The organism is Parasphingomonas zepuensis (assembly GCF_036663735.1).
Lineage (GTDB): Bacteria > Pseudomonadota > Alphaproteobacteria > Sphingomonadales > Sphingomonadaceae > Sphingomonas.
In genome coordinates, this window is the sequence record NZ_JAXOJO010000003.1 from 165,677 (window position 1) to 180,476 (window position 14,800).

A 14,800-nucleotide genomic window follows, 5' to 3' on the forward strand; every position below is an offset into this window, starting at 1 on the left:
TACTGCACCCCCGAGGAAAGGACACGGCCGGCGGCCGGTCGCTCAAAATTCTGCCCAAATGCGAAACTGACCACGCAGGTGATCGCCGAGGTCGACCAGCGCCGTCTCCTCGTCGGCCAGCGGCGCGGAAAGGAGGAGAGAGGCGTTGATCCGGTCCAGCGCGCGAACGCGCAGTCCGAGCCCGGCGCTGGCAAGTGTGGCGCCGTCGTCGACCTTGCCGTTGATGTCCGCGAGCGGATCGCGGATCCACAGGCGCGCACTGTCGATGAAGGAGAAGAAACGGAATTCCTGCACCGATTTGCCGAACCATTTGTGCAGAGACGGCGCCTCGACATCGAGCTGGCTGAAATAGCCGGAGTCCCCGAGCGCCTGGCTTTCATAATAGCCGCGCACGCTATCCAGTCCGCCCGCGCTGAACTGCTCGTTGCTGATCAGCGGCTGGCGCGTATATTGCGCACCGAACTTCACGCCGACACGGATGTCGTGCGGAAACCGGTAGAGATAGGAAAGATCGGCCCTGATCGACGACCAGCTCGCGCTCGCCGCGTAGCGCTTGCGCCGGAACTCCTCCTCGTCCGCATCCAGCCCGCGAATGCCCAGATTGAGCCCGACGCTGATATCGAGATCGGATTTCGCGCCACGCCGCGCCAGCGCATATTGCAGCGTGAGCGGGACATAGCTGATCGGCGTGGCGGCCGTATCGGCTCCCAGGATCAGATCCTCGGTGAAGGACTTGTAGTCGATCCCCAGCGTCAGCGTGTGGAACAGGTGATCGTTGCCGGAGAAATTGTAGATACCGCGCAGCCCGACGATATCGCCCTTGCCGAGCACGCCGATGCCGCCGATCGCGGCCACGTCGCTGTCGGAATGAACGCCGTAAGCGACGAGCGTGAACGGCGTGCCGCCGATCGGCGCGACATAGGAGCCCGATACCACCCACGACTGTTTGGGGTCCTGCGGGGTGAACTGACCCTGCAGGCTCAGGCTGTGATCGCGCTGGAACAGATTGGCGTAGCTGACTGAAGCCGAAGCGCGCAGTCGCTCGGTGCGGCTGCTCGTGCGGTCGTTCACCTCGATGCTCGCATGGAGCGGCAATTTGTCTTCCACCTGCAGATCGATATCGACCGTGCCCGGCGTCTCGCCGGCGCGGAGGGCCGGCGTGATCGTACGATCCGCCGATTTGTTGAGCCCGGCGATGTCGCGGTAGATGGCGGTATAGTTCGGCACGATGCCCTCGGCGATCGACGGCGCCTTTGCCTTGACCACGCCCGGCGAGGTATATTTCGCATCCATCACGCGCAGCCTGCCGACGCGCAGTTCGACCACCGTCAGCCGGACGACGCCGCCGCGTACATCCTGCTCGGGAATCTCGACATCGACCGTCTCATAGCCTTTGTCGCGATACGCCTTCACCAGCGCGGCCCGGGCGCTTTCGACATCGGCCGGGCTGCGCTTGGGTCCCAGGAATGGCAGCACCGCCTTCTCGACATCCATGCGCGACAGCACGGTGTTGCCGTCGATCCGGTAGTTGAAAATGTCGATCGGTCGTTGCGCACCCTCCGCAGATGCGGAGTCCGCGGGGGCGCTGACCGGTGCCGGCGCATCCTGCGCGGCAGCGGCACTACCCCCCGCCAGCAACAGTGCCGACGCGCTTATCCGATAGCCCATTCCGAAATGCATCAACGCCCCCCTGCCAGCAGCGAACGTGCCGCTGGCGTTCAATCCCGAAAGCCGATCTGCATGAAATGATTCGCTGCTTCGACGAGCGAGCAGCTAGGAGACTAATGTATAAGTTTTGTTACAAAGCATTTCCGCGGAAATAATAATCTCGCTTCCATTAGAGATATGCAGATGTCTGCGACGAATCTCGCCAATTTCCGCAAAATATATTGATGATTATCTGGAATATTACTTATGCTTCACTTGAATCTGATGGCGCAGATCAAGATAAATAGGCAGCATAGTGCCAGGACGATATTCGCCGCCGGCATATATATTCGCAGTGAAGCGCGCGATATTTCTCGCCCTCAACCCAAGGACGAACGGCCGCGCCGAAACCGCACCAGCGGTGCGGATTTTTTTTGAACCCGCTTGCGGGACGTCAGCGGGCCGGGGCGGCGACCGGAGCCTGCAGTTGGTAACCGGCGCCGGTCTTCACGGCGCGCAGGCCGTAAATTGCCGCAAGCGTGCCGGCGAAGCTTTCGCTTTCGCCCGTTTCGAACACACCGCTCAACCGCGCGCCGGGGGGCGTGGACGCCCGCAGCGTCACCGGCATGGCGCTGTAGCGGTTCATTTCGGCGATCGCGGCCGCAACTGGCGTCGCGTCGAACACGATCTGGCCACGTCGCCACGCCGTCACATCCTCGACCACCGGCCGGTCGATCATGGGCGCGCGCGCACCGCTCAGCCGCAACCGCTCGCCCGGCTCGAGCGCGACCCGCGCAGCTGCTCCGATCCTTCCGATCAGCACCTTGCCGCTGAGCAACGTGACCTCGAGGCCCTGGGCATCGCGGCGGACGGTGAACGACGTGCCGACCGCGCGGATATAGTCGCCGCCGGATTCGACGTAGAATGGTCGCGCGGGATTGTGCGCCACGTCGAACAGCGCTTCGCCGCGTTCCAGCACCACGCGGCGCTGCGCGGCATCATATCTCACCGTGATTCGGGTATCGGTGTTGAGCATTACCCTGGTCTGGTCAGCGAGGCGGATCGATCGCTGCTCACCGACGACGGTGGCGTAGACTGGATAGGCGGTCGAGAAGAACTGGCCTCCAACGACGATCAATATCAGGCAGGCGGCGAGCGCCGCCGCCCAGGAATAGCGGCGCGACAGCGGCGGCGCGGGCATCGACCAGGCGCGCGTCGCCCTTGCCCGGGCATGAGGCCGCGGGCTCGCCGCCGTGCCCAGCCCGCGCCACACGCTGGTCGCCTTGGCAAACGCGGTGCGATGGCCGGGATGTTCGGCAAGCCATTGTTCGAAGCCCGGATCACGGTGGCCAGTGGCGCGGGTGTCGGCGGTGCGCACGATCCATAGCGCGGCCTCCGCGGCGATCGCGTCCGCGCCGCGTGACGGAGCTTCGCGCACGGTCATGATTCTTCCATCCATTTGGTGAGGAACAGCATGCCCTTCGCCAGTCTCTTTTCCACCGCGCTCTTGGTCAGCCCATGATAGCGTGCGATCTCGTCGACACGCAGCCCTTCCAGTCTTTGCGCGCGCAGCATCTCGCGTGTCAAAGGGTCAAGTGCGGCAAAAGCTGCGGCTAGGGCCTCGTTGCGTTTATTGGAGAGCCAGATCTCGTCGGGTCGCGGTGCATCGTCGGCGATGTCGAACACGTCCGCATCGGTGTCCACGAACGGGGAGCGCACCCGGCGACGGCCGATGTCGATCGCCAGGTTGGAGGCAGCCCGCACCAGGAACGCTTCCGGTTCGAGCACGGTCGTCTCGGCGCGATATTGCTCGAGGCGCAGATAGGCGTCGTGGACGATATCGTCGATATCCTGATCCGCCACGCCCCGCCGTCTCAGCGCCTGGCCGACCCTGCGCAGCATTTTCTGCATAGACGCCATGCGACCGGAGCCCGAAAATTACACCTAAGCTGCTGTGACCTAGCTATATCATGTGACGATATGGAGGCGGGCATCCGATCTTAAGCATGCCGGAGGGCAAGCATTCGGGTAGCTGGCCGAAATCGACAACTGAGAGCCGGTCCCGGCACCGCGGCGCGACACCGCGATGGACAATTCTCGACTTGAGGGCAGCTTCCTCCGCTGGATCATCAAGGACGATCCATCTCATAACCAAGCCGGCGAGTAAAACCCGGAATCGGCCACCAAGCGACCCGGGCCAAGCCGAGCGTGGCGAAAGCGCCTGTTGGCAAGTCACAAGGCGCGACAGCGCTCGCCGCGGCGCCCTCCCCTGACGATCAAGCCCGGCAAGGCTCCGAGACGTGCTGGCACTGAGTTGCGAACGGCGGCTGCTTTACAGCCGGCCCGTCGTGACAGCGGCGTCCGACAAGGCCGAAGGGACGAAGGTGAAGAGGAAGGCAAAAACGGGTCGCGCGAAACGTGCGCTTTTCGCATGCGGGCCCGAGCCGCCGACGCCAGTCATCGACCAGCTGCGATCCCTTGTCTCCGCGGACAGGAAGGTGCAGCCTGCATCGCAACACAGGAGCATGTCATGGCCGTCAAGATCGTCGCCTTCGTCACCGTCAAACCCGGCGCGGACGATGCCTTCATCGCGGCGGCGCGCATCTGCGTCGCGACATCGCGCGCCGAACCGGGCGTGCTGCATTATGATCTGTGGCGCGAGACCGGGGGCGACCGCCGCTTCGTCTTCAACGAACTGTACACCGATGATGCCGCCGTGCAGGCGCATATGGCGTCCGACCATTTCAAGGCGTTCGGCCTGGCGGCCCGCGACCTCGCCGCCGCCCGGCCCGAAATCATCGCGACGCAGGCCGTGGACGTCGCCGACTGAATCCTAGCCCGCTCCTGTTGTCGACAGCTTTAAGTTATTGCTGGCATGCGTAGCACGAGCCTCAGCGGTGAGCACCAGCTCTGCTGCGAGCAATGCGCCGTCCTGATCCTGCGCCACCGATGTGCGTTCGACGATATCGGTCACGAACTGCGGCCCGAACGGGAGCGGAACCTTTGAGCAATCGAGATACCGCGTGCCCTTGCGATCGGCGATCATCAGGTGGTTGCCCCCGGGGCGACCCGCAATGTCCACATATTTGCGCAGCTCGATATAGCCCTCGGTACCGAGGATGAAGAGGCGGCCGTCGCCCCAGGTCGGCAGGCCGTCCGGGGTGAACCAGTCGACCCGGACATAGCCCGCGCCGCCATCGCCGCTCAGCATCATGTCGCCGAAATCCTCGAACCCGGGATGATCGGGATTGCCGAAATTGCCCGTCTGCGCGGCCAGCACCTGCGCCCGCTTGCTGCCCGTCAGATAGACGAACTGGTCCGCCTGATGGCTTCCGACATCGGTCAGGATGCCGCCGTTGCGCGCCGGATCCCAGAACCAGTCGGGGCGGCTCGACGCCGACAACCGGTGGGGCGCGAGGTTCACTGTCTGGATCACGCGACCGATCGCGCCATCGTGCACCAGTTGCCCCGCCATCACCGCGGCCGGCACCTCCAGTCGTTCGGAATACATGATCGCGAACTTGCGCCCGGTCTCCTTGATCGCGCGACGGACCTCGGCGAGCTGCTGCAACGTCGTCACCGCCGCCTTGTCGCTCAGATAGTCCTTGCCCGCGCGCATCACGCGGATGCCGAGCGACGCACGAAGGTTCGGAATCGCGGCGCTGCACACCAGCTTGATCGCGCGATTGTCGAGGATCTCCTGTTCCGATCGCGCGAGCGGCACGTCGCCATAGCGTCTGCGGAACATCGCGATCTGCTTCGGGTCGGTGGCGTAGAAGGTGGTCAGGACGCCGCCGCCGCGGATCACTGCGTCGGTGATGCCGTAGATGTGGTTGTGATCCATCCCGATCACCGCGAACGGCAGGCGATATTTGGCCTCGGGTGCCGGCCGCGCGACCGCACCCTCGGTCGGTGCATCACCGCGCGTGGCGGACTGCGCGAAGGCGTCGCCGGCAAAGCCGGCAAGCCCGGCGGCTAGCCCCAGACCCAGTAGGGCACGTCGATCGGTATCGGTCACGGCTTCATTCCTCTCAAAGGGCAACCAGATTTGTGGGCCAGGTCATCGCCTCACCGCGATCCATCGCCTGTTCGCCGAGCAGCGAGGCGACGCTCGCGTGATAGGCCTGTGCCAGCAGGCCGGGCAGCGGCCTGCCGGCACGCACCGCTTCGCCAAAGCCTTCGAACTGGAGCATCGTCTCGTCATATTCACCCCAGCCGAGCGACTCGCCGGGCGTGGTGATGGGCAGTTCCGGGAACCAGGTCGCGCCGCCGATCGGCACGGTGCGCTTGTGGCCGCGCGCGACATCCTTCTGCATCCGCTGGAGCGCGAGCACCTTGGGCGGCACCTCCTGATAGAGGCGTCCCAGTTCGGGCTCGATCGTGCCCCTGCTGCCTTGGATCTGCTCCTCGCAGCCATAGCGCGCATTGTTCAGCAGCGAGGTGTAGACCAGCTTCCGCCCGCCGGCATATTCGTAGATCAGCGCGACATGGTCATAGACCTCCCGCCCGTCCTTCCAGAAGCAGATGCTGCCTGACCCCATAACCCGTGTCGGCAGCGCGTCCAGGAACCAGTTGCCGACCTGGATCTGGTGCGTCGCAAGCTCGGTCATCAGGCCCGCCGAGCTGTCGCGGTAGAGGCGCCAGTTGATCTGACGATCGTTGGCGTCGGCCGGCACGGGCCGCCGCCAGCTGTTGTTGCGATGCCAGCTGGCGCGAATCTGCGTCAAGGTGCCGATCTCGCCTGCCCGCGCGCGCTTCAGCGCGTTGAGGTAGGTCGGATGGAACATGCGCTGGTGCCCGATCTGCAGCACTTTGCGCGCCGTCTGCGAACGCGTCACCATGGCGCCGCAATCGGCGATCGTGCGCGCCATCGCCTTCTCGCACCACACGTGCAGCCCGGCGTCCAACGCATCGAAACAGTGGCGCGCATGCCGGTCGAGCGGCGTCGCGATGACGACGGCGTCGAGGCCGCCCGCGTCGAGCATTGCCCTATAGTCCGCAAAGGCGCGCGTCCCGGTACCGACCAGAGCGCGCGCCTTCTCCAGATGCGGCGCATAAGTGTCGCAGATTGCAACAACGGCACAGTTTCGCGTCTTGGCGATATTCTGGATCAGCGCGCGGCCGCGATCACCCGTGCCGATCACGCCGAGCCGCACGGGATTCGCCCGCTTCGGTTCGGCGGCCACCGCAGCGCTGGCCCAGGGCGCCGCCGCGGCCATTCCGGCGCCCGCAGTCGCCATTAGCAGGCGATCGATGAACGATCGCCGGCTCAGGTCGAAATCCGGTCCGGTCATCTTCGAGTCAGTCATTGCACCTGAATCCTGGCGGATGGAGCGGGCATCGCCGCCGCGTGGGAAAGATCGAACAGGAAGCGATGTGCCGGGCGACCATTGACCAACAGCACAGCTCGCTCGTCATCGGCGACGATCAGCGCGGTGCTCATCGCTTCCGCGCGCGCACCTAGTCGGTCGATGGCAACTGAGCACCGCGCGTCCGTCACCACCGCGCCGTCGCCCGGGCGAATCATCGCCGCCCGGTCGGGCGCCCGCAGGCCCGCGCCCAGCGTAGACGAGATCGACAGCGATTCATCGTGAAGCTCGACTTCGACCAACGTCTGTCCGGGCCACGACGGATGCGGAATCGCGAACGGCCACCCCCCGCCCAGCGGATGATCGCCGACCACCGCGATCGAGCTCTCGCCAGCCGACAGGCAGGCCGACCCGACGCCCGCCGCACGCAGCACGGCACAGGCTCGGTCAAGCGCCAACCCCTTGCCGAACCCGCCAAAGTCGAACGCAACGGGGCCAGCCGCCGCGATCCGCGCGGTGGCCCGATCGAAGGTGATGTCGCCCCAGCCAACGGACGCGAACCGCCGGTCAGCCGCCGGATCGAACAATCCGAGCGTCGCGACATGAGCCTCATCGATCGCAACCAGCGCCTCGAACAGCACTGGATCATCGATCGCCGCGTCTTGCCCCGACATCAGCCGTTCGTTGAGCGCGGTCGTCGCTGATGGACGGTGGATGGTCAGCGCGTCATCGACTGCCTCGATCGCGCGCCGCGCGGCAGCGAGCGCGTCGGCCTCGCCCACGCCAAACCGGTGCAGCTCGATGCGCGTCCCCATCGCCACGAAGCGCTCGACGTCCGCCAGGGCGGGCACCGTCGTCAGGCCTTGACCTCCCAGCCGGGTTCATATGCGACCGACCACAATTTCATCGCCTCGGCGCTGGTCGGCTTGCCGGTCGCCTTGTCGATGTCGAGCGAACTGTCCGTACGATAGGCCATGTTGCCGAGATGGCAGAGCGTCGTGCTGATATGTCCCTCGGCGATCGGCGAGTTGAGCGCGCTCGCGCGACCGCGGATCACATCGACCAGATTGCCGGCATGATAGACGTCGAGTGCGCCCTCGCCGACCGTGCCGGTGGTTTCCGACGTCGCCGCGGCCATTACCTGGCGGATCGACTTCCCCGCCAGGTCATAAAGCTCAAACCCGTTGCGATCGACCACGACCGATCCCTTGGTGCCGAGCAGCAGCACGCCGCGGCCCCGGCCATAGGTCAGCATCGCGTTGCAGCTCTGCCCGTTCCAGCGGATCGTGCGATCCTGGTCGTACTGCAGGGTCAGCGCGAGCGAATCATACATCTCCCAATCGTCGCCGGCGTGAAACTGCTTCGCCCCCTGCGCCTCGACGCGCGTAGGATAGGTCAGGCCCATCAGCCAGCGCGCAACATCCAGTTCGTGCATCGCATTATTGCAGAGCTCGCCCGTCCCGTACTGCCAGAACCAATGCCAGTTATACGGCACCAGGTTCGATCGGTATGCCGCGCGCGGCCTTGGCCCCTGCCACAAATCCCAGTCGAGATTGGCGGGCGGGGTCGCCATGTGGCCCTTGCCGATCGAACCGCGATTGTTCGCGTACCAGGTGTGCGCTTCATAGACGTCGCCCAGTTCGCCGGCCTGGATCAGCGCCAGCAATTGTCGCGTCTCCGGGCTGGAGCGCTGCTGGTTGCCGACCTGCAATGTGCGGCCGGTGCGCTTCTGCACGGCGATCATCGCCTCGCCCTCGGCCGGCGCGATCCCGATCGGCTTCTCACAATAGACGTGGTGCCCGGCGTTCATCGCGTCGATCGCCAGCTTGGCATGCGAGTGATCGGGCGTCGCGACGGTGACGATATCGACTGCCTTGCTGTCGAGCAGTCGGCGATAATCGCCCTCGGTCCTGGGCGCGGCATGGCCTTTCGCTGCAAACTCGCCTGCGCGCTTCGCGAGCACCACTGAATCGACATCGCAGAAATGGGTGATATCGACGTTGGGCAGCTTCGAAAACGCGCTCATATGCGCCTGTCCGCGGCCGTTCACACCGATCACCGCGACGCGCAAGCGGTCGTTCGCGCCCTTGATGCGGGCATAGCTCCGCGCGCTCATGGCGACAGCGAGCGTCGCGCCCGCACCCTTTATCACTGTCCTGCGGTCCATCGATCCATCCCCTTTCAGAACGCGCGAAGCTTGATCGACCGGAAGTCGACCCGGTCGCCATGATCCTGGAGCAGGATCGGCCCCTGCCCGCCTTGCCCGAACCCGGCCAAGGCGGCATATTTGCTCTTTGCAACCAGCGCGCGAAACGTCGGCGACCGGCGGTCATACTCGACCACCTTGAACCCGTTCAGCCAATGCTCGACGTGATCGCCTCGCACGACAATGGCCGCCCGGTTCCATTCGCCCGGCGGATTGATCCGCTTGCCCGGGCTATCCGGGTCGGAAAGGTTGCGCGCGGTGATCAGGTCGTAGAGCGATCCAAGCGTCCGGTTGCCGTCGCGGCCCATTCTCGCATCGGGATGGCGCGCGTCGTCGAGCAACTGATATTCCAGCCCGATCGCCTCGCCCTTTTTCAGCAGGTTCGAATCGACCAAATATTTGATTCCGCTATTGGCGCCGGGCCTGAGGCGGAAATCGACCGACAGCTCGAAATTTCGGTAATCGCGGTCGGTGATGATATCGCCGCCGCCGTTCACGCTCAGCACCCCGCCTGCGGTCGACCAGCCGGACGTGGGAAAGCTGGTGCTCTTCAGGCCATGCCACCCCGCGCCGGTCTTGCCGTCCCAGAGCAGCTTCCAGCCCTCGCGCGTTTCGCCGTCCGACAACCGGTTGGACAGCCAGCCCTGCTGCTCCAGCCTGGTCGGCGCGAGGGCATGGCGGGCCGGCGCGTCGGTGATAATGCGGACATTGCGGAATCGGACCTCGGGCCTGCGTGCCGCCTCAGCGTCGGGAATCGCGTGCACCTGGAATGCGATGAACCCGCGCGCATCCATGTCATCCACGATGTCCGCGGCAGGTACGCCGTTCACCCAGGTGCGCAGCCGCGTCCCGATCGCCTCGACGCGGTAGTGGTTCCACGCGCCGGACCGGAAGATGCGCCGCGCCGGATCGTTGCGACCGAGCGTGTAGAGCCACTGCCGGCGCTGCTCGTCATACAGCCCGCCGCTCCAGCGTCGCGATGATGGGTCGATTTCGGCCTGATAGCCATGAACGACGCCATCGCGATAATCGGGGCGGCTTTGTCCACGGATCATCACGCCGGAATTGAGCGCCGGATCGGTCAGCGCATCGAATTCAAGGATGAAGTCGCCATATTGGGCATCGGAGACCAGCCAGCTGTTCGTCGAACCCGGCGAGGCGTGCCCGACCAGTTCGCCCTTATCGATGTCATAGGCCGCTTTGCCGCCGGTGACGTGCCAGCCGGCCAGCCCAGCGCGCGGCGTGATATCGCGCCACGGGGCTTGGGTTGGCGCCGATGCCTGCGCGGGCGGCGCCGCTTGCGCGGATGCCTGCAGCATCAGCGGCGCGGCCGCCAGCGTCAACATTGCGAGCGCACGAGCCACGGCGATCCCCTCTCTTTCCGGCGCGCCACGTCACGGCGCGCATCGTTTGCCGCCGACATGCTTGTCTGGCGGCCTCTCCTGCCACGAGTCTTAAGATGTGGTCGGGCCACATGCAATAGAATTGTAAGACACCATCTCCTGTCCTATCGTGCAATCTGACCATATAGGCTTGACGCTGACTGACGCAGCGCGAAACAGAGACGGCGGCATGTATGCCGCCACCATCGAGCGAGGACGGAATGCAAACGGCTGAAGGCGGCGGCAAGCTCTACCGCAGAATCGTACAGGCGATCATCGCCGACATCGCGAATGGTGTATTTCCGGTCGGCTCTCGCCTGCCTGCCGAGCGCGACCTCACCGAGCGGTTCCAGGTCAGCCGCCCCACCATCCGCGAAGCGATGATTGCGCTCGAGATGAAAGGCATGGTCGAGGCGCGTAAAGGGTCGGGCGTGTTCGTGCTCGCTTCGTCGACCGCCAATGCGGACCAGGAACTCGATATCGGCGCGTTCGAGATCACCGAGGCTCGCCGGCTGCTGGAGGGCGAAGTTGCCGCCGTCGCGGCGACAGAGATCACCGAACCGCAACTGGCCGAATTGCGCGTGTTGCTGGCGCAGATGGCGCAGGACGACACCAAGGCGGCGGAAGACGCAGACCGCCGATTTCACATCGCCATCGCCGAGGCGACCGGCAACGCCGTCATCATTTCAGCGGTGACCGACTTCTGGGATCTGCGGTTTCGCTCGCCGCTCGCCCGCGAGGTTCTGGCGAAGGCGGGCAGCCTGGGCACGGAAAGCCGCATGGAAGAGCATGGCCGCATCCTGAACGCCCTGGAGGCACGATCACCCATCGACGCGCGCAATGCCATGCGCGGTCATCTCGCCCGCGTGATCGATCATCTGCTCGACGTTACCGAGACCGAAGCCGTCGAGCGCGCCCGCGCCGCGACCGACCAACGGCGCCGCGCCCTCGCCCGCCGCTCCGTGTGACACGATCCACACCTGGCGATTCGCTTTACATTTATCAGTGAAATTGCCTGACCAATTGATTCCATATTGTCATATTCCAACTGCGATGATACCTGACGCCCCAGGTCGGCAGAACACTAGCCGGCGGTAAACATCACGGGCGGCAGGCACCCTGCACGCCCGGATTATCTGGAGAGGGTATGTGACCTGCAAAGGCTTCGATAAGCAGTCGCTGCTTATGTCGACCAGCGTCCTCGGTCTGTTGATCGCACCTCCCGCCGCTGGGCAGCAAGCGCCCACCCGATCCTCGGATCAGGCCGATCAGGCAGCTGCGGCGGACGCGACTGCGGTCGAGGCTGACATCATCGTCACCGGCTTTCGCGCCTCGCTGAACAGCGCGCTGAACCAGAAGCGGCAGGAAGTCGCGGCGATCGACAGCATCGTTGCCGAGGATATCGGCAAATTCCCGGATTCGAACCTCGCTGAATCGATGCAGCGCATCCCCGGCGTCGCGCTGTCGCGCGGCGATGGCGGCGAGGGCCGCAACATTTCGGTGCGCGGCCTTGGCGCGCAGTTCACGCGGGTGCGCATCAATGGCATGGAAGGCGTGTCGCAAGTCAGCGGCAGCGACATTCGCGGCGGCGTGGCCACCGGGCGCTCGTTCGACTTCGTGACCTTCCCCACCGAAATCTTCTCCGCGTTGTCCGTGCGCAAGACGCTGTCGGCGGATGTCGAGGAAGGCTCGCTTGGCGCGACGGTAGATCTGCGCGCACCCAAGCCGTTCGACCAGCGCAAGGATTTCGTCCTCACCGGCACGGCGCGCGGCATCTACAACGACATCAGCAAAAAGGCCGATCCGCGCCTCTCCGCGCTCGTCTCCAAGAAGTTCGGCGATACGTTCGGCATCCTGGGCAGCATCGCCTATTCGAAGCGGCACATTGAGGAATATGCCTATTCGGCGGTCGATGTCGTCCCGACCTACGTCTACGGCCAGGAAGCGCCATCAACCGTTCCGAGAGTGCCAACCGACCCTTTGATCGGCGCCGGTCCTAACCGCTCCCTCATCCTCCCGTTCTGCACGCCGGTGGGCTACGTATTCCGTGGGGTGGCGGTCAATTCGCCCACGGCGGGTTACGCGCAGCCGAACGGCACGCCAATCGGTGCCGACGCCAACAATTGCAGCACCGGCAACCCGCGCACCGGCACTATCGCGGCCTATGACTATATCATGAGCCGCGTGGGCACCAACGGCCGCCCCGGCGGCGGCGTGTTCCTGCCGCGCCTGCCGCGGCCGGTGAAGAGCAGCCAGAACCAGGAACGCCTCGCCGGCACGCTGACGCTGCAGTGGAAGCCGAGCGATAATACCGACATCTCGCTCGATGGCCTCTATTCGCGCTTCAAGGTCAAACGACTGGACCAGATGTTCGACGCGCGGTCGTTCGGGCGTGCGATCTCGAATAACGGGCAACCGCTGACGTCCGTGCGCGAGATCGAGGTCGACGAGAACGGATCGCTGATCCACGGTTTGTTCGACGGCGTCGATCTGCGCTCGGAGATGCAGGATGAAAGATTCACCTCGACCTACCGGCAGGTGAACCTCAACCTCGATCACCGCTTCTCGGATACGTTCCGCGTCTACGGCCTGGCCGGCATCAACGAATCGAAGCTCGACGTGAACCGGCTACAGGTGGCGATCGACTCGAACGATACGCGCAACTTCTCGATCGATTTTCGCGAGAGTGCCGATATCCCGAAGATCAGCTACGGCATCGACACCACCAACGCCGCACTGTTCCAATATGGCGCCCCCCTCACAAATGGCAACCAGCGCGGCCAGCTGTCGAACTTCATTCGCCGCAATACGATCCTCAGCAAGACGTTCGAGCTGAACGCCGACTGGGAAGCGGCGCCCGGCTTCACCGTGCAGGCGGGCGGCCAGTATCGCACGAACAAATATACCGCGCGCGAGCGTCAGCTCGCGACCGGCACGCCGCTCGACCTGCCGGCGGGCGTCTCCCTCTCCAGCTTCACCTCGGTGACCAGTGGCGTCGGCAAGAATCTCGACGGGCTGTTACAGGATTTCGTCTCGATCGATCCCGACAAGTTCCGCGATGCCGTCAACCTCGACAGTTACGTCTATTGCAGCGTCGAGTGCGCCAAGGGCACCTTCGGCGGCGTCAAGGAGAAGTACAAGTCGGGCTATCTGATGGTGAAGTTCAACACCGAGAACAGCCTGCCGTTCACGCTGCGCGGCGACGCCGGCGTACGCTACGTCCATACCAGCCTCGATACCTACGGCCCGATCACCACCGCGGCACCCACCGGATCGCTGTACCCCTCACGCTTCGTGATCTCGCAGGTCAGCCGCACCTATGACGACTGGCTACCCTCGGCAAATCTTGCGCTGGACCTCACGCCCAACCTGATCGCCCGCGCATCCGCCGCGCGGGTGATGTCCCGACCGGCCTATGGGCAGCTGATCCCGGCCGGCTCCGCCAACCTCGTCATCCAGACCGCCTCGTTCAGCAATCCGTTCCTCGAACCGATCCGTGCCAACACCTTCGATGCCGCGCTGGAATGGTATTTTGCGCCCGGCTCTCTGATCTCGGTCGCCTATTTCTACAAGAATATCGAGACCTACATCCAGACGACGAGCCAATCAGTCGCGTTCCAGGATATCGGCCTACCCCTGACCTTGCTCAACGGCACGCTGCTGCGCCCGACCGACCAGTTCACCGTCCAGCGCAGCAACAACACGCCGGGCGGGCCGTTGCGCGGCTTCGAGGTCAATGTGCAGTTGCCGTTCCGCTTCCTGCCAGGGGCGCTGAGCAATTTCGGTGCGCTCGGCAATTTCACGCGCGTGCGCTCGAACATCAACTATGTCATCTCGCCGTCATTGTCGCGGACTGCGCCGCTGGTCGGCCTGTCTCCGGAGACGGCGAGCGGCACGCTCTATTACGAAGACAAGAAGTTCAGCATCCGCTCGACGGTCAACTACCGGGCGGCGTTCCTGACTGCGGTGCCGAGCGGCTCCGTCGATGCGGACTCGACCTCGAACGCCAGCTCGATCTTCGTCGACGCCTCCGCCTCATACGCCGTCAACGACAACATCAAGCTGATCGCCGAAGTGTCGAACATCACCAACGAGACCAATCGTCTGACCGTCGACACGGTGCGGAAAGACCCACTCTACACGGCGTATTTCGGGCGGACCTATGCGCTCGCGGTCAACTTCCAGTTCTAGCGGCCTGCCACATATCACGATGCCCGGCGGCATCGGCCGTGGTGCAGGAGGCCCAAAAACGTAAG

The 14,800-nt window shown here is 64.5% G+C and carries 11 protein-coding genes; 3 read left to right on the forward strand and 8 right to left on the reverse strand.

Features of this window, described 5'->3' with window-relative positions; all coding sequences use genetic code 11:
* Positions 1 to 42: 42 nt before the first annotated feature.
* From U1769_RS12045 to U1769_RS12055, 3 genes are all read right to left on the reverse strand, one after another.
* On the reverse strand, positions 43 to 1,680 hold the full coding sequence (locus tag U1769_RS12045) for a ShlB/FhaC/HecB family hemolysin secretion/activation protein (protein WP_332716112.1): 1,638 nt from the start codon (positions 1,678 to 1,680) through the stop codon (positions 43 to 45).
* 421 nt (positions 1,681 to 2,101) lie between these two features.
* Complete coding sequence (locus U1769_RS12050; protein ID WP_332716115.1) at positions 2,102 to 3,091, reverse strand: FecR family protein; 990 nt, start codon at positions 3,089 to 3,091, stop codon at positions 2,102 to 2,104.
* Positions 3,088 to 3,549 carry an RNA polymerase sigma factor gene (locus U1769_RS12055; RefSeq protein WP_332716117.1) on the reverse strand — a complete coding sequence of 154 codons (462 nt, stop codon included), beginning with the start codon at positions 3,547 to 3,549 and terminating at the stop codon, positions 3,088 to 3,090. The genes U1769_RS12050 and U1769_RS12055 overlap by 4 nt, the downstream gene beginning before the upstream one ends.
* A gap of 628 nt (positions 3,550 to 4,177) precedes the next feature.
* Between U1769_RS12055 and U1769_RS12060 the strand changes: the two genes are divergently transcribed.
* Positions 4,178 to 4,477 (forward strand): putative quinol monooxygenase, encoded by a 300-nt coding sequence (locus U1769_RS12060; protein WP_332716119.1) that lies wholly within the window; start codon positions 4,178 to 4,180, stop codon positions 4,475 to 4,477.
* Between the two features lie 3 nt (positions 4,478 to 4,480).
* Here U1769_RS12060 and U1769_RS12065 read toward each other — a convergent pair whose 3' ends face one another.
* From U1769_RS12065 to U1769_RS12085, 5 genes are read right to left on the reverse strand one after another with little or no spacing between them, the layout of a single operon-like run.
* Entirely contained in the window at positions 4,481 to 5,665 is a 1,185-nt protein-coding gene (locus U1769_RS12065; protein WP_332716121.1) for a Gfo/Idh/MocA family protein, read from the reverse strand.
* Between the two features lie 13 nt (positions 5,666 to 5,678).
* On the reverse strand, positions 5,679 to 6,956 hold the full coding sequence (locus U1769_RS12070; RefSeq protein WP_332716124.1) for a Gfo/Idh/MocA family protein: 1,278 nt from the start codon (positions 6,954 to 6,956) through the stop codon (positions 5,679 to 5,681).
* Positions 6,953 to 7,807 carry an FAD:protein FMN transferase gene (locus U1769_RS12075; RefSeq protein WP_332716127.1) on the reverse strand — a complete coding sequence of 285 codons (855 nt, stop codon included), beginning with the start codon at positions 7,805 to 7,807 and terminating at the stop codon, positions 6,953 to 6,955. The genes U1769_RS12070 and U1769_RS12075 overlap by 4 nt, the downstream gene beginning before the upstream one ends.
* A 5-nt stretch (positions 7,808 to 7,812) precedes the next feature.
* Positions 7,813 to 9,123 carry a Gfo/Idh/MocA family protein gene (locus U1769_RS12080; RefSeq protein ID WP_332716129.1) on the reverse strand — a complete coding sequence of 437 codons (1,311 nt, stop codon included), beginning with the start codon at positions 9,121 to 9,123 and terminating at the stop codon, positions 7,813 to 7,815.
* Positions 9,124 to 9,137: 14 nt separating this feature from the next.
* Complete coding sequence (locus U1769_RS12085) at positions 9,138 to 10,526, reverse strand: 3-keto-disaccharide hydrolase (protein WP_332716131.1); 1,389 nt, start codon at positions 10,524 to 10,526, stop codon at positions 9,138 to 9,140.
* 212 nt (positions 10,527 to 10,738) lie between these two features.
* On the opposite strand from U1769_RS12085, the gene U1769_RS12090 reads away from it, so the two are divergent.
* Positions 10,739 to 11,512, forward strand: coding sequence for a FadR/GntR family transcriptional regulator (locus U1769_RS12090; RefSeq protein WP_332716133.1), 774 nt, complete (start codon positions 10,739 to 10,741; stop codon positions 11,510 to 11,512).
* A gap of 217 nt (positions 11,513 to 11,729) precedes the next feature.
* Complete coding sequence (locus U1769_RS12095; RefSeq protein ID WP_332716135.1) at positions 11,730 to 14,735, forward strand: TonB-dependent receptor; 3,006 nt, start codon at positions 11,730 to 11,732, stop codon at positions 14,733 to 14,735.
* The last annotated feature ends 65 nt before the right edge of the window (positions 14,736 to 14,800 follow it).